The following is a 20,473-nucleotide window of genomic DNA, read 5'->3' on the forward strand; positions in this document are numbered from 1 at the left end:
CGCGCCCATGGCCAGCATGAACAGCACCGCCACCGGCAGGTCCACCAGCTGCAGCGGCGTCTGCACCCCGAACAGGTTCACCACCGGCCCGAACGGCACGATGGAGAAGGCCAGGAACGCCGGCACCACCATGATCACCGGAGCCAGCAGGTAGAGCACCTTGTCCACGGTCCGCGGGAAGATGTCCTCCTTCAGGCCCATCTTCAGACCGTCGGCCACGGACTGCAGCAGACCGAACTTGCCGGCCCGGTTGGGGCCGTAGCGGTGCTGCATCCGCGAGATCAGCTTGCGCTCGAACCAGACGCCGAACAGGATGCCCAGCATCAGGAAGGCGAACAGCATCACGGCCTTGATGATGGTGATCCAGAGCGGATCGTGGCCGAAGTTCTCCAGAGTGGGACTCATGAGGCGCTCCCGATGGTGACGATGTCGCCGGCCACCGCGCGCAGGTCACGGGTGACCGAGCAGCCGCCGGAGTTCGCCGGCACCCAGACCACGCGGTCGGGCAGGTCGGCGATGCGCACCGGCAGGGTGACGCTGTCGCCCACGACGAGCTTGTCGCCGTCGGCGACGCCCAGCTCGGCGGCGGTGCTCTCGGAGACCAGGGCTTCGGCGGTGCGGGCGGTGCCCGCGAGGTACGGCTCGCCGTCCTGCAGCCTGCCCTCGTCGAGCAGCAGGTGCCAGGTGGCCAGCAGCGCCTGACCCTGCTCGGGCAGGTCGAGGGCGCGGGCCAGGGCGACCGGCGCGCTGACGCGGCTGCCGCGCCAGGAGCCGAGGCTCGACAGCTCGCGCCGGGCGGCCTTGGCGTCGGGCAGGCCCAGGTGCACGTCCATCCGGTCGGCCAGGTTGGCGATCACGGACAGGTCGGACTGGATGCCGGGCACCTTGAGCGGCGCCTCGAACGAGCGGCCCCTGCCCTCCCAGTTGACGAACGTGCCGCCCTTCTCCTGCACCGCGGCGACGGGCAGGACCACGTCGGCGCGGTCGGTGACGGCGCTGGCGCGGATCTCCAGGCTGACGATGAACGGCGTGTGCTCCAGCGCCTCCAGCGCCGCGGCCGGGTCGGGCAGGTCGTACGGGTCGACGCCCGCCACGACCAGCGCGTCCAGCTCGCCGTCGCGGGCGGCGGCGAGGATGCCGGAGGTGTCGCGGCCGGGGGTGGCGGGCAGCGAGGCCACGTTCCACGCCCTGGCGACCTCGGCCCTGGCGCTCTCGTCGTCCACGGGGCGGCCGATCGGCAGCAGGTTCGGCAGCGCGCCGGCCTCGACGGCGCCGCGCTCACCGGCGCGGCGCGGGATCCAGGCGATCCGCACGCCGGAGGAGGCGGCGGCCAGGCGCACCAGCGCCGACAGCGCGCCGGGCACGGTGGCCAGGCGCTCGCCGGCCAGCACGATCGTGCCCTCGGCCAGCGTGCCGACCAGGTCGCCGATCGCGTCGGCCTCGCCGCCAGGGGCGGTGCGGATGAGCGTGCCGCCCATCTTCGCCAGGCCCGGGGAGGCGAACGGCGCGATCGAGCTGACCTTGAGACCCTTCTTCCGCCACGCCTTGCGCAGGCGCAGGAAGACGATCGGCGACTCCTCCTCGGGCTCGAACCCGACGAGCAGCACGTGCGGGGCGTTCTCCAGGTCGGCGTAGCTGATCTCGATGCCCTTGCCGGCCACCGCGTGCGCCAGGAACTGCGCCTCCTCGACGGAGTGCGGCCTGGCGCGGAAGTCGACGTCGTTGGTGCCGAGCGCGACCCTGGCGAACTTGGCGTAGGCGTAAGCGTCCTCGACCGTGACCCGGCCGCCGACCAGCACGCCCGCCTTGCCGCGGGCCCTGGCCAGGCCGTCGGCCGCCACCTGCAGCGCCTCCGGCCACGAGGCGGGCACGAGCACGCCCTCCTCGTTGCGGACCAGCGGCTGCTTGAGGCGGTCGGGCTGCTGCGCGTAGGTGAACGCCCAGCGGCCCTTGTCGCAGTTCCACTCCTCGTTCACCTGCGGGTCGTTGCCCGCCAGGCGGCGGGTGACGCGGCCGCGCCGGTGGTCGGTGCGCAGGCTGCACCCGGAGGCGCAGTGCTCGCACGCGCTCGGCGTGGAGACCAGGTCGAACGGGCGGGCGCGGAAGCGGTAGGCGGCGCCGGTGAGCGCGCCGACCGGGCAGATCTGCACCGTGTTGCCGGAGAAGTAGGAGTCGAACGGCTTGCCTTCGGCCGTGCGGACCTGCTCCTTGGCCCCGCGCTCGAAGAACTCGATGAGCGGGTCGCCGGCGATCTGGTCGGAGAAGCGGATGCAGCGCGCGCACTGGACGCAGCGCTCGCGGTCGAGCAGCACCTGCGTCGACAGCGGCAGCGGCTTGGGGAAGGTGCGCTTCTGCTCCTGGAAGCGGGACTCGCCCTGGCCGTTGGACATCGCCTGGTTCTGCAGGGGGCACTCGCCGCCCTTGTCGCAGACCGGGCAGTCCAGCGGGTGGTTCATGAGCAGCAGCTCCATGGCCCCGCGCTGTGCCTTCTCGGCGACCGGCGAGGTGAGCTGGGTCTGCACCACCATGCCCTCGGCGACCTCGATCGCGCACGACGGCTGCGGCTTGGGGAAGCCGCGGCCGTTGCCCGCGTCGGGGATGTCGACCAGGCACTGCCGGCAGTTGGCGGCCGGGTCGAGCAGCGGGTGGTCGCAGAACCTGGGGATCTGGATGCCCAGCAGCTCGGCGGCCCTGATGATCAAAGTGCCCTTGGGGACACTGACCTGGAACCCGTCGATGGTCAGGGTCACCAGGTTCACTTCTGTCTCTACGACGGTCACTGCTCACCCCAGAGAGTGGACTTCTTCGGGTCGAACGGACAACCGCCGATCTCGAAGTGCTTGAGGTACTCCTCGCGGAAGTACTTCACCGAGGAGTGGATCGGGCTGGTCGCGCCGTCGCCCAGCGCGCAGAAGGAGCGGCCCAGGATGTTGTCCGCGATGTCGGTGATCGTGGCCAGGTCGTCCTCGGTGCCCTGCCCCTTCTCCAGGCGCTTGAGCACCTGCTTGAGCCAGTACGTGCCCTCGCGGCAGGGCGTGCACTTGCCGCAGGACTCGTGGGCGTAGAACTCGGTCCAGCGCAGCACCGTGCGCACCACGCACGTGGTCTCGTCGAAGATCTGCAGCGCCCGGGTGCCGAGCATGGAGCCCTTGGCGCCGACCGCCTCGAAGTCGAGCGGCACGTCGAGGTGCTCGTCGGTGAAGATCGGCGTGGACGAGCCGCCCGGGGTCCAGAACTTGATCTGGTGCCCCTCGCGGATGCCGCCCGCCATGTCGAGCAGCTCGCGCAGCGTGATGCCGAGCGGGGCCTCGTACTGGCCGGGCCTGGTGACGTGGCCGCTGAGGGAGAAGATGCCGAAGCCCTTCGACTTCTCCGTGCCCATCCCGGCGAACCACTCGGCGCCGTTGGCGATGATCGAGGGAACAGACGCGATCGACTCGACGTTGTTCACGACAGTCGGCGAGGCGTACAGGCCCGCCACGGCCGGGAACGGGGGCTTGAGCCGCGGTTGACCTCTGAAGCCTTCCAGCGAGTCCAGCAGCGCCGTCTCCTCGCCGCAGATGTACGCGCCCGCGCCGCTGTGCACGACGAGCTCCAGGTCGTAGCCGGAGCCGAGGATGTCGGTGCCGAGGTAGCCCTTCTCGTACGCCTCGCGCACGGCCGCGTGCAGCCGCCGGATGACGTGCAGCACCTCGCCGCGCACGTAGATGAAGGCGTGGTTGGCCCGGATCGCGTACGAGGTGATGATGATGCCCTCGACCAGCGCGTGCGGGTTGGCCATCATGAGCGGGATGTCCTTGCAGGTGCCCGGCTCCGACTCGTCGGCGTTGACGACGAGGTAGTGCGGCTTGCCGTCGCCCTGCGGGATGAAGCCCCACTTCATGCCGGTGGGGAAGCCGGCGCCGCCGCGGCCGCGCAGGCCGGAGTCCTTGACGGCCTGGATGACCGCGTCGGGGTCCATGCCCAGGGCCTTCTTCGCCGCCTCGTACTCTCCGTAGGCGTCGAGGGTGAAGGAGTTGGGCTGGTCCCAGTTCGCGGTCAGGACCGGTGTCAAAGTGGTGCTCATGCCTCCGGTGCCTTCCATCCCTTGGCCTTGGCGACCTTCAGGCCCTCCAGCGACGCGCCGGCGGCCGACGGGCCCTCGCCCGCGAGGTCGTCGGGCAGGCCGGAGAGCACGCGCGAGGCCTGCTTGAACGTGCACAGCTTGCTGGGCCCGCGGGTGGGCGCGACCTCCTTGCCGGCGCGCAGGTCGTCGACGAGCTGCTTGGCCGACTCGGGCGTCTGGTTGTCGAAGAACTCCCAGTTGACCATCATGACCGGCGCGAAGTCGCAGGCCGCGTTGCACTCCAGGCGCTCCAGCGACACCTTGCCGTCGGCGGTGGTCTCCTCGTGGCCGACGCCGACGTGCTCCGTCAGCTCGTCCCAGATCTGGTCGCCGCCCATGACCGCGCACAGCGCGTTGATGCACACGCCGACGTGGTACTCGCCGGCCGGCTTGCGCTTGTACATGGTGTAGAAGGTGGCGACGCCCGTGACTTCGGCCTTGCTGATGCCGAGCATCTCGGCACAGAACTCCTGGCCGTCGTCGGAGACGTACCCGTCCTCGGACTGCACGAGGTGGAGCAGCGGCAGCAGGGCCGAGCGCGCCTTGGGGTAGCGCCCCATGATCTCCTTGGCGTCCCGCTCCAGACGCTCACGGATCTCCGGTGAGTAAGTCACCGGTCCACACCTCCCATGACGGGGTCGATAGAAGCCACCGCGGCGATCACGTCGGCGACCTGGCCGCCCTCCGCCATGGCGGGGAAGCTCTGCAGGTTGCAGAAGGACGGCTCGCGGAAGTGCACGCGGTAAGGCCGGGTGCCGCCGTCGCTGACCACGTGCGCGCCGAGCTCGCCCTTGGGCGACTCGATGCTGGCGTACGCCTGCCCGGCCGGCACCCTGAAGCCCTCGGTCACCAGCTTGAAGTGGTGGATGAGGGCCTCCATGGAGGTGCCCATGATGTGCGCGATGTGGTCGGGCGAGTTGCCGAACCCGTCGGGGCCGAGCGCGAGCTGCGCGGGCCAGCCGATCTTCTTGTCCTCGATCATCACGGGGTCGCCCTTGAGCGGACCGGCGATGCGGTCCAGCGCCTGCTCGATGATCTTGAGGGACTCCTCCATCTCCTTCATGCGGACGAGGTAGCGCGAGTACACGTCGCAGCCGCGCTCGGTGGCGACATCGAACTCGTAGGTCTCGTAACCGCAGTAGGGCTGCGACTTGCGCAGGTCCCACGGGAGGCCGGCGGCGCGCAGGATGGGCCCGGTCACGCCGAGCGCCATGCAGCCGGTCAGGTCGAGGTAGGCGACGTCCCTGGTGCGGCGCACGTAGACGGGGTTCTCGTCGAGGAGCTTGCGGATGTCCTTGATCCGCTTGGGCATCTCCTTGAGGAACTCGCCGACCTTGTCCACCGCGCCGGCCGGCAGGTCCACGCTCACGCCGCCGGGGCGGATGTAGGCGTGGTTCATGCGCAGGCCGGTGATGTACTCGAACAGGTCCATGATCATTTCACGATCGCGGTACCCGAACAGGAACGGCGTGGTCGCGCCCAGCTCCATGCCGAACGTGCCCATCGCCACCAGGTGCGAGGCGATGCGGTTGAGCTCCATCATCATCACGCGGATGGCCTGCGCCCGCTCGGGCACACGGTCGGTGATGCCGAGCAGCTTCTCCACGCCGAGGCAGTAGGCCGTCTCGTTGAAGATCGGCGAGAGGTAGTCCATGCGGGTCACGAACGTGGTCCCCTGGGTCCACGTCCGGTACTCCATGTTCTTCTCGATGCCGGTGTGCAGGTAGCCGATGACGCCGCGCGCCTCGGTCACCGTCTCGCCGTCGAGCGTCAGCACCAGCCGGAGCACGCCGTGCGTGGACGGGTGCTGCGGGCCCATGTTGACGACCAGGCGCTCCTCCTCGGAGTCGCGCACGCCGGTGACGACCTGGTCCCAGTCAGCGCCGTTGACCGAATAGACCTTGCCCTCGGTCGCCTCGTCATAAGCGGTGCTCATGAGTAGCTCCTTCTGTGGTCAGGCGAGGGGATGGTGGCGCCGCGGTACTCGACCGGGATGCCGCCCAGCGGGTAGTCCTTCCGCTGCGGGTGACCGTCCCAGTCGTCCGGCATCATGATCCGGGTGAGCGCGGGGTGACCGTCGAAGATGATGCCGAAGAAGTCGTACGTCTCGCGCTCGTGCCAGTCGTGACCAGGGTAAACGCTGACCGTCGAGGGGATGTGCGGGTCGGCGTCGGGGGCGCTGACCTCCAGGCGCACCCGCCGGTTGTGCGTGATCGAGACCAGGTGGTAGACGGCGTGCAGCTCCTCGCCCGCCAGGTGCGGGTAGTGCACCCCGGACACGCCCGTCGACAGCTCGAAGCGCAGGGCCGGGTCGTCGCGCAGCTTCTGGCAGACCTCGACCAGGCGCTCGCGCTTGACGTGCAGGGTCAGCTCGCCGCGGTCGACTACCACGCGCTCGATCGCGTCGTCCATCGCCAGGGCGTCGACGATCTCGTCGAAGTAGCCCCCGTACGGGCGGGGCGTCGAGATCTGCGGCGGCCGGCGCACGACGAGACCGCCGTAACCGGAGGTGTCGCCGCTGTCCTGGGCGCCGAACATGCCCCGGCGGGCGACCGGCGGCTCCTGCGCCGCCGGCACGTCCGGGACCTGCGGGTCGGGGACCTCGGGCAGGTTGTCGGGCGAGGTCACTTCGAGGCCCCCTGGTCGATCAGCGGCAGCGTGCGCAGCGCCTGCAGCTCGAGCTCCTCGATCTGCTTGGCGCGGTGCGCGCCGAACTTCATGTTCTGGATCTTGTCGTGCAGCTTGACGATCGCGTCGATCAGCATCTCGGGCCGCGGCGGGCAGCCCGGCAGGTAGATGTCAACGGGGACGACGTGGTCGACGCCCTGCACGATGGCGTAGTTGTTGAACATGCCGCCGCTGGAGGCGCACACGCCCATGGAGATGACCCACTTCGGCTCGGCCATCTGGTCGTAGATCTGCCGCAGGACGGGCGCCATCTTCTGCGACACGCGCCCGGCGACGATCATCAGGTCGGCCTGCCGGGGAGACGCCGAAGCGCGCTCCATACCGAAGCGCGCCAGGTCGTAGTGGGGGCCACCGGTGGCCATCAGCTCGATGGCGCAACACGCGAGGCCGAACGTGGCCGGCCACACGGAGTTCTTTCGCGCCCACCCCGCGGCCGCTTCGACCGTGCTGAGGATGAACCCGCTGGGGAGTTTCTCTTCAAGTCCCATTTTCAGTCCCAGTCCAGACCCTTGCGGCGCCACACGTACGCGTAGGCGACGAGCACGGTGACGATGAACAGCAGCATCTCGACGAGCGCGAACAGGCCAAGGCCCGAGGAGAGCACGCGGCCGAGGTCGTCCGTCTGCGGAGCGAACGAGACGGCCCACGGGTATAGGAAGATGATCTCGATGTCGAAGACGATGAAGAGCATCGCCGTGATCATGTATTTGAGCGGGAACCGTCCACCACCGACAGGCTGGGGCGTGGGCTCGATGCCGCATTCGTAGGCGTCGAGCTTGGCGCGGTTCCAGCGCTTGGGACCGGTGAAGGGAGCGATGGCGACCGAGAAGATCGCGAAGCCCCCCGCGAGAACGGCGAGCACCAGGATGGGCACGTAAAGGTCCATCGCTACGCCTCCTCTGGAGTCGCCGCGCGCGCGGGCGCGCAGCCGGATCTGTTGATTGCGAGATTCATGCTGATGGCGCGACCTTTGAGAGTGCGTTGATGATCATGTCTGACGCATCGCCTCGCCGGTCGGTGAGATTACCAAGGAGTTTGAGCGCGAAGCGCATCAGCCTCGGGTGCGGAAGCCCGTGCCTGGTGCCGAAGCTCATCACACCCGGCTTCCCGATCGCCTCGACGAACAACCTCCCGAGCGTGAAATAACCGCCGTAGGCGTCCTTCAGCACTTGAGGATAGGTCCGCAGGATCCGCTCGCGTTGCGCGGGGGTGGTGTTCCTGAACGCCTTGGCGATGACCTCGGCGGCGATCTCGCCGGTCTCCATGGCGTAGGCGATGCCCTCGCCGTTGAACGGGTTGATCGACCCGCCGGAGTCACCCACGAGCAGCAGGCCGCGGGTGTAGTGGGGCTGCCGGTTGAAGGCCATCGGGAGCGCGGCGCCGCGGATCGGGGCCGTCATGTTCTCCTCGGTGAAACCCCAGTCCTGAGGCATGGAGCGGCACCAGCGGCGCAACAGGTCACGGTAGTCGATGTTCTTGAACTGGGCGCTGGTGTTGAGCAGGCCCAGCCCCACGTTCGCGGTGCCGTCGCCGACGCCGAACACCCAGCCGTAGCCGGGCAGCAACGTGTCGCCGTCCCACAGCTCCAGCCAGGTCTCGAGGTAGTCGTCGTCGTGGCGCGGGCTCTCGAAGTACGTCCGCACGGCCACGCCCATCGGGCGGTCCTCGCGCTTGTGCAGGCCCATGCTCAGGGCCAGGCGGGTGCTGTTGCCGTCGGCGGCCACGACCACGCGGCTGCGGTACTCGCGGCCGTCCTTGGTGGTCACGCCCACGATGTGGCCGCTGCGGTCGTCGAGCACCGGGCCGGTGACGGTGACGCCCTCCATGAGGCGTACGCCGTTCTTGACCGCGTTGGCGGCGACGATCTGGTCGAAGTCCTGGCGGGTGCGGACGAGCCCGAAGTCGGGGAAGCGCTCCAACCGCGGCCAGTCGAGCTCGAAGCGCAGGCCGCCACCGACGACGCGCAGGCCCTTGTTCCTGATCCAGCCGGGAGCGTCGATGTCGACGCCCATGTTCTGCAACTGCTTGACCGCGCGGGGCGTCAGCCCGTCGCCGCAGACCTTCTCGCGGGGGAACCTGGTCTTCTCCAGGAGCAGCACGTCGAGGCCGGCCTGAGCGAGGTAAAAAGCAGTGGCGGAACCGGCGGGACCGGCGCCGACGACGATGACATCGGCGTCAGCCTGTATGGCTGTTGGCACGGTCACTGGACTAGTCCTGTCCCTACACGCTCGAAGGCCGTGGGGTGTCGCGCCTTCGTTCCTTTGTGAACCCCTTCACAAACTTACCGGCCCGCAGTCTACTGCTTTTCCTGTACATAGTGGCAGTCGGGGTGCGGTTCTGTGACCCATGAGGACGGCGTGTCGCCTGAGGCCGCGCAGTCATGATCGTCACGCTAGCAGCAGCCCCCCGGGCGATCAGAGCCCGGCCAGTGAGGCGATGCAGTCTCGAGATGCTTCTTCGCCGAGCGCGGCCTGCCGCAGCAGGTCGAAGAGCAGCGAATAACGGTAGACCCGGTCCTCCGACTCGATCAGCTCCAGCCCCGGATAGTCCTCCGTGTAGACCACATCGCTGGAAATCGGGCCGAGCAGTGGCATCGAGGGAAATCGCAGGTGCACGAAGCTCGACAAGTCGATGGGGTGCGGCTGCTCCAGCAGCATGACATGAATCGTGATATTCGGCAGGAGGGAGAGGCGCAGCAAGTGGCGTAACTGCTCGCGCATCATCGCCTCGTCGGCCTCGCCGAACCTGCGGCGCAGGGCCGCCTCCTCCACCACCGCCGTGTAGGTCACCCGGCCGTTGGTGAGCAACTGCTGGCGTCGCATGCGCACGCGGATCCGGCGCTCGATCTGGCTCGGCGTGGCCACCTCCACCGCGCGGTAGAGCCGGGCCAGCTCCGTGGCGTAGGCGCGGGTCTGCAGCAGGCCGGGCAGCACGTTGTTGTGCCAGGCGCTGATGACGCTGGCGCCGTCCTCCAGGCCGACGTACTCCAGAGCGATCTCGTGCAGCACGTCGGAGTAGGACTCCCACCAGCCCTTGCTGACGTGGTTGCCGGCCAGCTCCAGCAGCAGGTCGCCCTCCTCGCCCAGGGCGTCGTAGTGCTTGAGCAGCCGGGCGACGTCCTTCGCGGCGGGCGCCACCTGCCCCGTCTCCAGCCGGGAGAGCTTCGAGGTGGACCAGCGCAGCGCCTGCGACACCTGGACCCCGTTGAGCCCCGCTTCTTCACGGAGCCGCCGCAGCTCAGAGGCGAGTTTCCGGCGGCGGAGTGTCGGATTGATCTCCCCGATCACCCGGGCTCCTCTCGGACATTCTTCGAAATATGCCCGCCCCATCCGCGCGCAATCGTCGCCGGGAAGAATGAGTCACGTTCCGCCAGGAATCCCCTGACTCATCCCCGCGGGAATTGCACGGGGCCGCCCGATGGCACACCCTCAGGGTAGCCCGCAGGCAGGAAAGCGGGCCAGATGGAAATGAGGTTTTCGCCAGACGCGAGCGGGCGGATGGTGGGAGCCCATCCGCCCGTGACCGCGCAGCACCCCGACTCTGTCCGAAGAGCGGAAATTGGGAGCCGCGGCATGAACGACGCTACACGGGGCGCCGGAGATCGCAAGGGCGGATGGCAGCGATTAACCATCGCCGTCAACAGGTGGCTCTGGCGCCGGTCCAACGACTTCGCGAGGGAGCACGGCTGGGAGATCGACAGGTCGGCCTGGGGCGGGCGGAGATACCGCGACCCCCGGTTCGAGCAGCGCAAGAAGGAGATCCTGGAGTCGCCGCTTCAGGACGAGCCGATCAGCGAGCCGCCCCCGCGCAAGTTCAGCCCGGGGGACGGGTTCCCCAGGAAACACCCGAAGATCGCCAGAGCCTACGGGCCCGTCGCCACCGCGGGCCTGCTCTGGCGGTGGCGCAGCGAGATCACGTTCGCCGGCGTGAGCTCGCTGATCGCCTGGCAAGGGCCGGTGGCGGCACTGCTGCTCGCGGGGGCGGTGCTCGCCGGCGGCGCGATCCCGGCCGTACGCCGGGCCGCGGGGCGGCTCGTCACCCGCCACCGCTTCCAGGGGTTGTGCCTGCGTACGTCGATGCGCACCCCCGAGGGGCGGCTACCCCTGATCGTCCACACGCAGTCGATCCCCGGCGGGACCGCGATGCTGATCTGGTGCAGGTCGGGCATGAGCCCTGAGCTGTTCGAGGACTACATCCCGGAGATCAGGGTCGCCTGCTTCGTCAAGGAGGTCACGTTCCACCGTCATCCCCGCTGGGCCCACCTGCTGACTATCGAGCTCAGGCGGGCTTGAACCCCCTGTGCATGGCGACGATCCCCATCGTGAGGTTGCGCCATGCCACCCGTTGCCAGCCGGCGTCCTGGATCGTCCGGGCCAGCGTCGGCTGGTCGGGCCAGTCTCTGATCGACTCCGCCAGGTACTCGTAGGAGTCGTCGTTGGACCCGAACACCTTGGCCACCTTGGGCAGCAGCCGCATCAGGTATTCGCGGTAGACCAGGTCGAACGCGCCGAACGTCACGTGCGAGAACTCCAGGATCACCAGGCGGCCGCCCGGCTTCGTCACCCGCAGCATCTCGCGCAGCGCCTGCCCGGTGTCGTGCACGTTGCGCAGCGCCACCGAGATCGTCACCGCGTCGAACACGTCGTCGGCGAACGGCAGCCGCATCGCGTCGCCCGCGATGAACGGCACGCCCGGCCCCGACAGCGCGTTTCCGCCGTGCCGCCGCACCCCCGTGCTGAGCATGCCGAAGGAGAAGTCGGAGGCGATCGCCCGCGCGCCCAGCGTGGTGAACGCGTCGGTGGACGTGCCGGTGCCGGCACCCAGATCGAGCACGAGCTCTCCCGGCCCGGCGTCGACGGCGGCGGCCACTGCCTTGCGCCAGAGCCGCACCTGCCCGAGGGAGATCACGTCATTGACCAGGTCGTAGCGCCGGGCGGTGCGATCGAACATCGCGGCGACCTCGTCCGGCTGTTTGTCCAACTGAGCGCGCGTCATGCCTCACACCTTATTGGGGGCCGCCCGCTGGTACGCGGTCATGCCCATCCGGGACAATCAACGGAAAGTAGTCGCAGGACTACCCAACGTCTGCTAGATATTGGCGAATGCTTGCCCGTGCCGCTCTTGCGGCCATCCTCGCCTCTTCCCCCGTCGCGCAGGCGCGCGTCGTGTCGGCCGACCCGATCGACAGCACCCCCCACGTGCTCGACGGCATCGTCAACGCCATCACCGTCGTCGGCCGCACCGTCGTCGTCGGCGGCTCGTTCAGCGAAGTGAGCGACGCGTCCCGCACGACGGTGCTCGCCCGCGACAACCTGTTCGCCTACGACCTGGTGACCGGGCGCATTCTGCCCGGCTTCGCGCCGAGCATGGCCGGCCCCGTGTACGGCCTGGCGGCCGGCGACGGCGGCACCGTCTACGTCGGCGGCGAGTTCCACGGCGTCGACAACCGCCGGGCCCGCGCCCTGGCCAGGCTCAACGTGGCCGACGGCTCCCTGGTGCCGGGCTTCCAGCCGCGCATCGGCGGCGGCATGGTGACGACGCTGGCCAGGCAGGGCCCGCACCTGTACGTGGGCGGCGACTTCAGCAGCCCGCGCACGGCGCTGGCCAGGCTGGACGCCACCACGGGCGCGGCCGACCCCGGCTTCGCGATCGAGCCGGACGCGCCGCTGACGTCGCGGGTGAAGGTCTACGCGCTGGCCGTCTCGGGGCGCCGGCTCGCCGTGGACGGCTCGTTCACCACGCTCGACGGGCAGTCGAGGCCGCAGCTCGGGCTGATCGACGTCGGCGGCCCGGCCGCCAGGGTGGCGCCGTGGCGCACCGAGGCGTACGCGCGCAAGTGCAGCAGCGCCTTCCCCTCCTACGTCCGCGGCCTCGACTTCGCCCCCGACGGGCGCTCCTTCGTGGTGGTCACGACGGGCGGCGCCAGGGGCGGCATGTGCGACACGGCGGCCCGCTTCGAGACCTACACCAGGGGCTCCGCCATCCGTCCGACCTGGGTCAACAGCACCGGCGGCGACTCGCTCTACTCCGTCGCGGTCACCGGGGCGGCGGTGTACGTGGGCGGCCACCAGCGCTGGCTGGACAATCCGCAGGGCCGCGACTCGGCGGGCCCGGGCGCGGTGTCGCGGCCGGGGATCGGCGCCATTCATCCGAGCACTGGAAAGGCTCTCAGTTGGAATCCCACACGGGAGCGCGGCATCGGGGTGAAGGCGTTTTACGCGCACGCCAGTGGACTACTTGTCGGTAGCGACACAACGAGACTCGGACGGGAGTACCATGCCCGGATTGGCATGTTCCCCCTGCCCTAGTCGTTCTGCGGCTTCGGCCGGTCGATCCTGTCGCTGAGACGCGCACTCACGGCGTCGCGCTGCTTGGACAGCAACACGTAGCTGGCTATGCCGCTGATCAAGAAAGAAGCGGCGATGAGGATCAGCGGGTTTTGGAGTCCGAGCAGGTACAGGACACCCAGGGTCACGAGAAACAAGCCGATCCGCGACGCGGTGTAAACGAGAACGGGACGCACAGGTTCGAGGTTACTCGGACCTGCGTAGCGGTCGCTCTTCGCATCGGTCGCGAGCACTGCTAGTGTTCCCAGTTAGGGAGTTTCGTAAAGAAACACCCACGAGAGCCCCAAAGAGGCTCTATCATATAACAATCGGGCAGTCAGCTGATAACAACCCGTGATCTTTGTAGAAAACCACGGATAAATCAGGCTTCGCTCGACACACTGGTTACCTGTCCGCCCGCTGGCAGGAAGCGGGATGCGAGGGGGAGAGATTGGTGGAGAGTAGCAGCGAGCGTCTGCTGACCCCAGGAGAGGTTGCCGCCCTCTTCCGGGTAGACCCAAAGACGGTTACGCGCTGGGCTGCGGCAGGCCGCATCAGCAGTATCCGCACCCCCGGAGGGCACCGGCGCTTCCGCGAGTCGGAAGTCCACGCCCTTCTCCGAGGCGAGGACGTTCTCACGGCCGACAGGCCAGCAGGTGAGTCCCCGCGCGTCTGACGTTCCGTCTAGTCGGTGATCCTGCACGGCGGGCCGCCTGAACAGCGGTCCCTCCCGCCAGGATCACCGCTGGCGGAACCACTGCAACGCGTGCCCTCCCGGCCACACTTCCGTACGGGAACGGCACGGGGCGGCGCCAACCGCCGACCGTGGCTGGCGCCTGTCCGTTCGCCCGGCCCCGGCCCGCACATCCCCTCGCCGGTCCCGGCCCGCACGTCTCCCCGCAGGCCCCCGGCTCGCGCGTCCGCCCGGCTCAGGCCCCGGCTCGCGCGCCCGTCCGCCTGGCTCAGGCCGCGTGTCCCCCTCCGCTGCCCGGTCAGGCGTCTTCCTGCCGCGCCTTGAAGGCCAGGAACTCCCGCTCCAGCTCGTCGTTCTCCTCTTCCCAGCGCCGCCGCCGCAGCCGCGCCTCCTCCTCGGTCAGCGACTCGGCCAGCCACCGCTCGTAGTCGGGCTCACCGGGCTGGACCTCCACGTAGGCGTTGCCGATCAGACGGCCGTCCTGGCTGGTCAGGCTCTGCGGTACGCGCAACGTCCCGTCCGCGAGCCGGATGACGTACATGGCCGATCACCTAGATTCCGTAGCGCCGGTTGAAGAACAGCATGATGTCGAGCGCCATCCGCGTGTCGCCGCCGAGCATGTCCACCAGGGCCGGGCGCTGGCGCGCGGCGATCGCGGCGAAGGCGTCGGCGAAGAACTCCTTGCGGCCCAGCCCGCCCCCCTGCCGGTGGAACGTCGAGGCCAGCAGCGGCGCGGCCGACTCGTAGAGGCGCACGAACTCCGGCGAGTCCGACACCCACTCGCCGTACGCCGCGTCGATGTCGTCGATGGCGTGGCCGACCTCGTGCATCATCACGTCGGGCGTGGGCGAGGGGCGGTCGCCCACGACGATCTTGCGGTCGCCGTACGCGCCCGCGCAGATGTCCCACGTCGCCCGGCTCGACGGGAGCGGGGCGCCGCGCAGGTAGCCCATGTCGTCGAGATCGGGCACGCCGCCCGGCCCCACGTAGATGCCCTCCAGGCCGGAGGCCAGCAGCTCCTTCAGCCGCTCGGGCAGCCGCGCCAGGCTCTCCACCGCCCTGACCACGTCCGCCGGCGGCGGGCCCTGCCGGGCGTCCCACTGCCGGTGCAGGATCGACTCCAGCCGGCCGCAGTGCCGCAGCCCGTCGCCCAGCGAGGGCGCGTCGGGGCGGTGCGGGCGGGCCCTGAGCGGCTCGTCCACGAGCTCGAAGTCGTCCCAGGTGTAGCGGGGGCGATCCACCACGACGGCGGCCGGCAGCCGCTCGCCGCGCTCCCGCACCGAGAACGCGTCCCAGCCCGCCCCAGGCTCACCACGCTCGCGCCCCTTGTAAGCGCCGCGCCCCGGCTCGCGCACCGCGTCGGCGGAGCGGCCGGGCTCGCCGGTCAGGGGCCACATCGTGCGCTCGGGACCGTCACCGCCGGGCCATAACACCCTGTCCTGGGGGCCGGTCGCCGTCCCGTTCTCACCGGGCCGCCCCGTCCGGTGCGGCTCCCCGCCGCCCTCCTGGCGCCTCTCCCGGGCGTCGGACCAGAACGAGCGGTCGGCGTCGGGCCGCGCCTCGCCACGGCGGGAGAAGAGGTACGAGCCGCGCCGCCACCACCGGCCGCGCCGGTGCCGTCCTCGGTCGTTGGGTCCCCTGTCGGAAGAAAAGGCCATCGCACCCCTCAACGCCACGTGGAGCCCCTTGGACACCGACGCATCGGCTTCCACCGTACGACGCCGATCTTCCGCTAGTCACCCGAAAGGGGACATCAGGCAGCACGATCACGCCGAAACATGGCTTACAGTTCGGGACATGGCAGGTGTTCTGATCGGCCTGGCGCTGCTGGCCTTCTGGCTCTTCTCACTGTTCGACGTGGTGACCACCCCCGAAGACGAGGTGCGGAACGTACCGAAGCCTCTCTGGATCCTCATCGTGGTGCTCATCCCGCTGCTCGGCGGCCTGGTGTGGATGGCGCGCGGCCGTCCGCGCGCGCCCAGGGCGGCCTGGCCGGTGCCTCCGGGCCCGGGCGTGCCGAAGGGCCCGGACGACGACCCCGACTTCCTGCGTGATCTCGACCGGCGGATGCGCGGCGACGACGTCTCCTGACCGCCCCTTACGGCACGTCGGCGTAGCTGTGCAGGCCGCTGATGAAGATGTTGACGCCGATCAGGTTGAACAGGAGGCAGCCGAACGCCACGAGCTGCACGATGGTCGCGGCCTTCCCCCGCCAGCCCGCCGTCACCTTCGCGTGCAGGTAGGCCGCGTAGGCCACCCACGTGATGAACGACCACACCTCCTTGGGGTCCCAGCCCCAGTAGCGGCCCCACGCCCGGTCCGCCCACAGCGCGCCCGCGATCACCGCGAACGTCCACAGCGGGAAGGCGAACACGATCGCCCGGTGCGCCACCTTCTCCAGGTCCGCCCGCGACGGCAACCGCGACATCCCGTCGCCGCGCACCAGGTAGAGCACACCCGACACGCCGGCGAGCGTCAGCAGGCCGCTGGAGATGATCGCCGCCGTGACGTGGATGGCGATCCAGTACGAGTTCAGCGCCGGCACCACGGGCCCGGCGGTCGTGTAGAAGACCTTGACGGCCAGCCCGAGCCCGAGCGCGGCCGTCACCATGACGAACCCGCCCAGGAAGCGCACGTTGTGGCGGAGCTGGGTGCCGAGGAACGCGGTCACGGCGGCGAAGCAGATCGCGACCACGAACTCGTACATGTTGCCCCAGGGCCAGCGGTCGACGGCGAGGCCGCGGGTGACGATGGCGCCGAGGTTGGCCGCCCAGCCGAGCCAGGCGAGCACGAGCGCCACCGTACCGGCCTTGACGGCGCCTCCCGGCGGCGCGGGCACGGGAGCGTCGGCCGAGGCGGCGACAGGCGTCTCAGAGACGGTGCCGGCGCCCGCGCCGGAGGAGGCGGCCCCGACCGCGACGGGCTGCTTGACCTCCGCCCGTGCGGCGGCTCCGGCCTTGCCGGGGCGGGCCCGCCCGAAGGCGAGCTCGATCGCGAAGCCCACCATGGCGACGACATAGAGCAGGACGGCTGCGACGACGAAAAGATCGCTCAGCTCGGCGAGTTGCTCAGCGGACATCCTTCTCTCCTGCTGATAGGGCCTTGACGATGTCGGAGAACTCTTCGGCGAAGCCCGCCGCGGAGCCCTCGGTGCGGGTCAGGCCGCCCACGTCGACCTTGCCCCCGGAGGTGCGGACGAAGACCCGCCGGCGGCGGATCATGAGCGACAGCGCGATGGCGATGACGGCCGTGGCGGCCGCCACCAGGGCGGGGAAGCGCCCGGGGTCGTAGGACGTCTGGAGCGTGATCCACTGCTTGACGCCGGTGAACTCGAGCTTGCCCAGCCCGTCGGGCAGCTCCAGCGACTGCCCCACGGCCAGCGGCTTGGGCGCGGCGGACCCCATGACGAGGGGCTTGAGCTTCTTCAGCACCTCGGGCTCGGCCAGCTCGTAGACCGACTGCGGCTTGCCGGAGCGCACCCCGAGGTCGCCGGAGAACGCCCCGAGGAGCTTGACCTCGGGGTTGAGCTCGCCGGGGAAGGCGGAGGCGTAGTCGCCGTTGGTCAGCGGCACGCTGGTCGGCAGGAACCGCAGCAGGAACCCGAGCTGCGACGGCTGCGCGTCGGGCACCTTGACCACGCAGCCGGAGGTCATGGTGGTCTTCTGCTCGATGAGGCAGGGCACGGGCCCCTCGAAGGCCACCTGCCCCTTGCCGTCGGTGACCTTGAAGACGGGCGCGTAGCCGTTGCCGATGAGGTACATCTGCGTGCCGTCGACTTCCAGCGGCTCGTTGACCTTGAGCTCGAAGTCGCGCGTGGGCGCGGAGGGCGTGTCGTTGACCTTGAGGTGCGCGGAGTAGTCGAGCGCCTGCCCGCGCTTGTCGCCGGCGACCTGGTAGGCCACCTTGAACTTCGACAGCGTGAAGGAGAACGGCTGCAGCGACTCGGCGGAGACCTGGTTGCCGGGCATGAACCGGTCGTAGGCGGCCACGGTGTTGGCGAACCCGTCGCCCTCGACGACCAGGACGTTGCCGCGGTAGCCGTAGAGGGAGCCGGCGCCGATGGCGAGCAGGATGCCGAGCAGGGCGACGTGGAAGAACAGGTTGCCGGTCTCGCGCAGGTACCCCTTCTCCGCCGACACCCAGCCGTCGCCGGTGACCACGCGGAAGCGCAGCTTGCGCAGCCGGCGCGCGGCCTCCTCGACGGTGAGCCCGGACTCGAAGGAGGCGGAGTGGGGCAGGCGCGACAGGTGCTTGGGCGCGGCGGGCGGCTTGCGGCGCAGCTCGCGCAGGTAGGTGGCGGTGCGCGGGATGATGCAGCCGATGAGCGAGGTGAACAGCAGCAGGTAGACGGCCGCGAACCAGGTGGAGGTGAACACCTCGAAGAGCTGGAAGCGGTCGTACCACTCGGCCAGCGCAGGGCTCTGCTCGTAGAGCTGGGCGACCTTGTCGGGCTCGACGCCGCGTTGCGGCACCAGCGAGCCGGGCACCGAGCCCAGCGCGAGCAGGAACAGCAGGATGAGCGCGGTCTTCATCGAGGTGAGCGTGCGCCACGCCCACCGCAGCCACGCCAGCGGGCCGAACCCGCCCTGCTTGGGCGCCTGCTCCTTCTCCAGCTCCTGGACGCTCATCAGATCACCGGCTCGAACGCGCCGATCAGCCCTTGCATGGCGGCGATCATCTCTCCCCAGAGCCCGCTCACCAGCAGGACGCCGACGGCCACCATCATGCCGCCGCCGATCCTGGTGATCAGGCGCGAGTGCTTGCGGATGGCACGGAACGTGCGCAGCGCCCTGCTGTAGGCGAGCGCGGCGGCCACGAAGGGCAGGCCGAGGCCCAGGGCGTAGGCGACGGCCAGGATCGCTCCCCTGCCCGCGCTGCCTTCGTTGAGCCCGAGCGTCAGCACCACGGCCAGCGTGGGGCCGATGCACGGCGTCCAGCCCAGCCCGAACACCACGCCGAGCAGCGGCGCGCCGGCCAGCCCGGCGGCCGGCAGGCGGTGGATGCGCACGTCGCGCATGAGCCCGGGCAGCACGCCCAGGAAGGCGAGCCCGAGCACGATGGTGAGGACGCCGAGCACGCGCGTGATGACGTCGGCGTTGCCCAGCAGGACGGAGCCGAGACCGCCGAACAGCGCCCCGCTGAGCACGAAGACCAGCGCGAACCCGGCCACGAACAACGACGCCCCGAGCACCAGCCGCCCCCGCTTGGGGTCGGCGCTCATGCCCGTGACGTACGACAGGTAACCCGGCACGAGCGGCAGCACGCATGGCGACAGGAACGACACCACCCCGGCCAGCACCGCGATCGGCACGGCCAGCAGCAGCGAGCCCGAGGCGACGACGTCACTCATCGCGCACCTTGGTCACGGTGTCGAGCAGGTCGGTGTACTTGACGGCGCCGAGCGCCCTGGCCGCGATCCTGCCCTGCTTGTCGATGATCAGCGTGGACGGGATGGCGGCGGGCGGCACGGTGCCCTGGAAGGCCAGCGCGACCTTGCCGGGCTGGTCGAAGATGTGCGGGTAGCCGGTCTGCTCGGTGCGCTCGAACGCCTTGGCGTCGGCCTGGCGGTCTTTGAAGTCGACGCCGAGGAACTGCACGCCGGTGTCCTTCGTCTTGGCCGCGACCTCTTTGAGCACGGGCGCCTCGGCCCGGCAGGGGCCGCACCATGAGGCCCAGAAGTTGAGGACGACGACCTTGCCCTTGTGCGCGGCCAGGGAGGCGGTGCCGCCGTCGAGGGTGGGCCCTTCGACCGCGGGCGCGGGCTCGCGCTCGGCGGCCTCGAAGACCTGCATCTTCCCGTCGCCGGCGATGAACCGGGTGTCGCCCGCCTGCGGCTGGCCGCCCTGGTTGCCGGCGCATCCCGCGACCAGGACCGCCAGGGGGAGGATGAGGGAGAGGGACTTGGCGCGCACGGAGGAAGATCTCCTTGTACTACAACCGGTAGAGCTTGCAACTCTACCGGGGTGCCCCCGCGCTCCGGACATCAGGCCCCGGGGACGGAGGGGCCCGTCTCCAGTGATCCCGCGGGCTCGCTGTAGCCGATGCTGACCAGCCTGTCGCCGTCGAAGGTGAGCGTGGTCAGGCTGGCCAGCGCGCACTGCCGGCGTCGCGGGTCGTGCCAGAGCCTGCGGCCCTCGGCGGCGCACCTGATGGCCCAGATGGGCAGCTGGTGGCTGACGAGCACGGTCTCGTGCCCGCGCGCCGCCGCCCTGGCCGTGTCGATCACCGCTTTCATCCGGCGGACGATGGCGGGGTACGGCTCGCCCCAGGACGGGCGCAGCGGGTTGTAGAAGTAGCGGTAGTTGCGCCAGTCGCGCAGCAGCCCGAGGCCCGGGCCGGCGGGGCGGCCCTCCAGGAGGTTGCCCGCCTCGATCAGCCGGACGTCCTGCTCGATCTCCAGGCCGAGCTTGTCGGCGAGCGGGGCCGCCGTCTCCAGGGCGCGTTCGAGCGGGGAGCTGTAGAGCTTGACGATGTCGCGGCCGCCGACGGCCTTGGCGACCGTCTCGGCCATGAGCTGACCTGTCTCGGACAGGTGGTAGCCGGGCAGCCTGCCGTAGAGGACGCCGGCGGGGTTGTGCACCTCACCGTGGCGCAGCAGGTGGACGACGGTGGTTTCAGCCATGGTGCGCACAGCCTATCCGCTCGCCCGCGCCGGGCGGC

At 69.9% G+C, this 20,473-nt stretch carries 23 protein-coding genes; 4 read left to right on the top strand and 19 right to left on the bottom strand.

The window, feature by feature from the left end:
- The 10 genes from HCN51_RS41630 to HCN51_RS41675 form a co-directional block, all read right to left on the bottom strand.
- On the bottom strand, positions 1 to 405 hold a 405-nt coding region (locus tag HCN51_RS41630; protein ID WP_206068502.1), incomplete at its 3' end, for an NADH-quinone oxidoreductase subunit H.
- Positions 402 to 2,759, bottom strand: coding sequence for an NADH-quinone oxidoreductase subunit G (locus HCN51_RS41635; RefSeq protein ID WP_346433985.1), 2,358 nt, complete (start codon positions 2,757 to 2,759; stop codon positions 402 to 404). The genes HCN51_RS41630 and HCN51_RS41635, both read right to left, overlap by 4 nt.
- A 17-nt stretch (positions 2,760 to 2,776) precedes the next feature.
- Positions 2,777 to 4,066 (bottom strand): NADH-quinone oxidoreductase subunit NuoF, encoded by a 1,290-nt coding sequence (gene nuoF / locus HCN51_RS41640; RefSeq protein WP_168017544.1) that lies wholly within the window; start codon positions 4,064 to 4,066, stop codon positions 2,777 to 2,779.
- The gene (gene nuoE / locus HCN51_RS41645; protein WP_080043642.1) at positions 4,063 to 4,719 is read right to left on the bottom strand and encodes an NADH-quinone oxidoreductase subunit NuoE; all 657 of its coding nucleotides are present in this window, start codon (positions 4,717 to 4,719) and stop codon (positions 4,063 to 4,065) included. The genes nuoF and nuoE overlap by 4 nt, the downstream gene beginning before the upstream one ends.
- Positions 4,716 to 6,041: an NADH-quinone oxidoreductase subunit D gene (locus tag HCN51_RS41650; protein ID WP_080043643.1), complete on the bottom strand. Its 1,326-nt coding sequence runs from the start codon at positions 6,039 to 6,041 to the stop codon at positions 4,716 to 4,718. The genes nuoE and HCN51_RS41650 overlap by 4 nt, the downstream gene beginning before the upstream one ends.
- Positions 6,038 to 6,733 (bottom strand): NADH-quinone oxidoreductase subunit C, encoded by a 696-nt coding sequence (locus HCN51_RS41655; RefSeq protein ID WP_080043644.1) that lies wholly within the window; start codon positions 6,731 to 6,733, stop codon positions 6,038 to 6,040. Before HCN51_RS41655 ends, HCN51_RS41650 begins: the two co-directional genes overlap by 4 nt.
- Complete coding sequence (locus HCN51_RS41660) at positions 6,730 to 7,281, bottom strand: NuoB/complex I 20 kDa subunit family protein (protein ID WP_080043645.1); 552 nt, start codon at positions 7,279 to 7,281, stop codon at positions 6,730 to 6,732. Before HCN51_RS41660 ends, HCN51_RS41655 begins: the two co-directional genes overlap by 4 nt.
- Before the next feature lie 2 nt (positions 7,282 to 7,283).
- Positions 7,284 to 7,679, bottom strand: a complete 396-nt coding sequence (locus tag HCN51_RS41665) for an NADH-quinone oxidoreductase subunit A (protein WP_080043646.1) — start codon at positions 7,677 to 7,679, stop codon at positions 7,284 to 7,286.
- 64 nt (positions 7,680 to 7,743) lie between these two features.
- Complete coding sequence (locus HCN51_RS41670; protein ID WP_080043647.1) at positions 7,744 to 8,997, bottom strand: geranylgeranyl reductase family protein; 1,254 nt, start codon at positions 8,995 to 8,997, stop codon at positions 7,744 to 7,746.
- Between the two features lie 210 nt (positions 8,998 to 9,207).
- Positions 9,208 to 10,080 (bottom strand): Scr1 family TA system antitoxin-like transcriptional regulator, encoded by an 873-nt coding sequence (locus tag HCN51_RS41675; protein WP_168017546.1) that lies wholly within the window; start codon positions 10,078 to 10,080, stop codon positions 9,208 to 9,210.
- Between the two features lie 285 nt (positions 10,081 to 10,365).
- Here HCN51_RS41675 and HCN51_RS41680 point away from each other — a divergent pair, with 285 nt between their 5' ends.
- A complete protein-coding gene (locus HCN51_RS41680) occupies positions 10,366 to 11,085 on the top strand; it encodes a hypothetical protein (protein ID WP_168017547.1) in 720 nt (239 codons plus the stop codon).
- On the opposite strand, the gene HCN51_RS41685 is transcribed toward HCN51_RS41680, so the two are convergent.
- Positions 11,072 to 11,788: a demethylmenaquinone methyltransferase gene (locus tag HCN51_RS41685; RefSeq protein WP_080043650.1), complete on the bottom strand. Its 717-nt coding sequence runs from the start codon at positions 11,786 to 11,788 to the stop codon at positions 11,072 to 11,074. The two genes, HCN51_RS41680 and HCN51_RS41685, sit on opposite strands and share 14 nt — an antisense overlap.
- Positions 11,789 to 11,895: 107 nt before the next feature.
- Between HCN51_RS41685 and HCN51_RS41690 the strand changes: the two genes are divergently transcribed.
- Entirely contained in the window at positions 11,896 to 13,101 is a 1,206-nt protein-coding gene (locus tag HCN51_RS41690; protein ID WP_168017548.1) for a delta-60 repeat domain-containing protein, read from the top strand.
- Here HCN51_RS41690 and HCN51_RS61755 read toward each other — a convergent pair.
- Positions 13,098 to 13,373, bottom strand: coding sequence for a DUF4229 domain-containing protein (locus HCN51_RS61755; protein ID WP_230465651.1), 276 nt, complete (start codon positions 13,371 to 13,373; stop codon positions 13,098 to 13,100). The genes HCN51_RS41690 and HCN51_RS61755 overlap by 4 nt on opposite strands.
- 200 nt (positions 13,374 to 13,573) lie before the next feature.
- Between HCN51_RS61755 and HCN51_RS41700 the strand changes: the two genes are divergently transcribed.
- On the top strand, positions 13,574 to 13,795 hold the full coding sequence (locus HCN51_RS41700; RefSeq protein WP_026214226.1) for a BldC family transcriptional regulator: 222 nt from the start codon (positions 13,574 to 13,576) through the stop codon (positions 13,793 to 13,795).
- Between the two features lie 316 nt (positions 13,796 to 14,111).
- Here HCN51_RS41700 and HCN51_RS41705 read toward each other — a convergent pair whose 3' ends face one another.
- Positions 14,112 to 14,354 (bottom strand): hypothetical protein, encoded by a 243-nt coding sequence (locus HCN51_RS41705; protein WP_168017549.1) that lies wholly within the window; start codon positions 14,352 to 14,354, stop codon positions 14,112 to 14,114.
- Between the two features lie 10 nt (positions 14,355 to 14,364).
- Positions 14,365 to 15,471 carry a hypothetical protein gene (locus HCN51_RS41710; RefSeq protein WP_168017550.1) on the bottom strand — a complete coding sequence of 369 codons (1,107 nt, stop codon included), beginning with the start codon at positions 15,469 to 15,471 and terminating at the stop codon, positions 14,365 to 14,367.
- Between the two features lie 139 nt (positions 15,472 to 15,610).
- Between HCN51_RS41710 and HCN51_RS41715 the strand changes: the two genes are divergently transcribed.
- Positions 15,611 to 15,904, top strand: a complete 294-nt coding sequence (locus HCN51_RS41715; RefSeq protein ID WP_080043654.1) for a PLD nuclease N-terminal domain-containing protein — start codon at positions 15,611 to 15,613, stop codon at positions 15,902 to 15,904.
- A gap of 7 nt (positions 15,905 to 15,911) precedes the next feature.
- On the opposite strand, the gene ccsA is transcribed toward HCN51_RS41715, so the two are convergent.
- The 5 genes from ccsA to HCN51_RS41740 all read right to left on the bottom strand — a co-directional run bounded on the left by ccsA (position 15,912) and on the right by HCN51_RS41740 (position 20,435).
- On the bottom strand, positions 15,912 to 16,892 hold the full coding sequence (gene ccsA / locus HCN51_RS41720; RefSeq protein WP_168017551.1) for a cytochrome c biogenesis protein CcsA: 981 nt from the start codon (positions 16,890 to 16,892) through the stop codon (positions 15,912 to 15,914).
- The gene (gene resB / locus HCN51_RS41725) at positions 16,882 to 18,441 is read right to left on the bottom strand and encodes a cytochrome c biogenesis protein ResB (RefSeq protein ID WP_168017552.1); all 1,560 of its coding nucleotides are present in this window, start codon (positions 18,439 to 18,441) and stop codon (positions 16,882 to 16,884) included. Before resB ends, ccsA begins: the two co-directional genes overlap by 11 nt.
- Complete coding sequence (locus HCN51_RS41730; protein ID WP_080043657.1) at positions 18,441 to 19,163, bottom strand: cytochrome c biogenesis CcdA family protein; 723 nt, start codon at positions 19,161 to 19,163, stop codon at positions 18,441 to 18,443. Before HCN51_RS41730 ends, resB begins: the two co-directional genes overlap by 1 nt.
- Positions 19,156 to 19,725: a TlpA family protein disulfide reductase gene (locus HCN51_RS41735; protein WP_080043658.1), complete on the bottom strand. Its 570-nt coding sequence runs from the start codon at positions 19,723 to 19,725 to the stop codon at positions 19,156 to 19,158. The genes HCN51_RS41730 and HCN51_RS41735 overlap by 8 nt, the downstream gene beginning before the upstream one ends.
- Positions 19,726 to 19,796: 71 nt before the next feature.
- Positions 19,797 to 20,435: a histidine phosphatase family protein gene (locus HCN51_RS41740; RefSeq protein ID WP_168017553.1), complete on the bottom strand. Its 639-nt coding sequence runs from the start codon at positions 20,433 to 20,435 to the stop codon at positions 19,797 to 19,799.
- Between the last annotated feature and the right edge of the window lie 38 nt (positions 20,436 to 20,473).

It is taken from the genome of Nonomuraea composti (genome assembly GCF_012034275.1).
Classification (GTDB): domain Bacteria; phylum Actinomycetota; class Actinomycetes; order Streptosporangiales; family Streptosporangiaceae; genus Nonomuraea; species Nonomuraea composti.

Excerpts from the sequence above, each read along its gene's own strand:
- nuoF (WP_168017544.1), bottom strand. The coding sequence starts at position 4,066 with ATGAGCACCACTTTGACACCGGTCCTGACCGCGAACTGGGACCAGCCC.
- HCN51_RS41650 (WP_080043643.1), bottom strand. The coding sequence starts at position 6,041 with ATGAGCACCGCTTATGACGAGGCGACCGAGGGCAAGGTCTATTCGGTC.
- HCN51_RS41660 (WP_080043645.1), bottom strand. The coding sequence starts at position 7,281 with ATGGGACTTGAAGAGAAACTCCCCAGCGGGTTCATCCTCAGCACGGTC.
- HCN51_RS41665 (WP_080043646.1), bottom strand. The coding sequence starts at position 7,679 with ATGGACCTTTACGTGCCCATCCTGGTGCTCGCCGTTCTCGCGGGGGGC.
- HCN51_RS41680 (WP_168017547.1), top strand. The coding sequence starts at position 10,366 with ATGAACGACGCTACACGGGGCGCCGGAGATCGCAAGGGCGGATGGCAG.
- HCN51_RS41685 (WP_080043650.1), bottom strand. The coding sequence starts at position 11,788 with ATGACGCGCGCTCAGTTGGACAAACAGCCGGACGAGGTCGCCGCGATG.
- HCN51_RS41690 (WP_168017548.1), top strand. The coding sequence starts at position 11,896 with ATGCTTGCCCGTGCCGCTCTTGCGGCCATCCTCGCCTCTTCCCCCGTC.
- HCN51_RS41705 (WP_168017549.1), bottom strand. The coding sequence starts at position 14,354 with ATGTACGTCATCCGGCTCGCGGACGGGACGTTGCGCGTACCGCAGAGC.
- HCN51_RS41710 (WP_168017550.1), bottom strand. The coding sequence starts at position 15,471 with ATGGCCTTTTCTTCCGACAGGGGACCCAACGACCGAGGACGGCACCGG.
- HCN51_RS41715 (WP_080043654.1), top strand. The coding sequence starts at position 15,611 with ATGGCAGGTGTTCTGATCGGCCTGGCGCTGCTGGCCTTCTGGCTCTTC.
- ccsA (WP_168017551.1), bottom strand. The coding sequence starts at position 16,892 with ATGTCCGCTGAGCAACTCGCCGAGCTGAGCGATCTTTTCGTCGTCGCA.
- resB (WP_168017552.1), bottom strand. The coding sequence starts at position 18,441 with ATGAGCGTCCAGGAGCTGGAGAAGGAGCAGGCGCCCAAGCAGGGCGGG.
- HCN51_RS41730 (WP_080043657.1), bottom strand. The coding sequence starts at position 19,163 with ATGAGTGACGTCGTCGCCTCGGGCTCGCTGCTGCTGGCCGTGCCGATC.
- HCN51_RS41740 (WP_168017553.1), bottom strand. The coding sequence starts at position 20,435 with ATGGCTGAAACCACCGTCGTCCACCTGCTGCGCCACGGTGAGGTGCAC.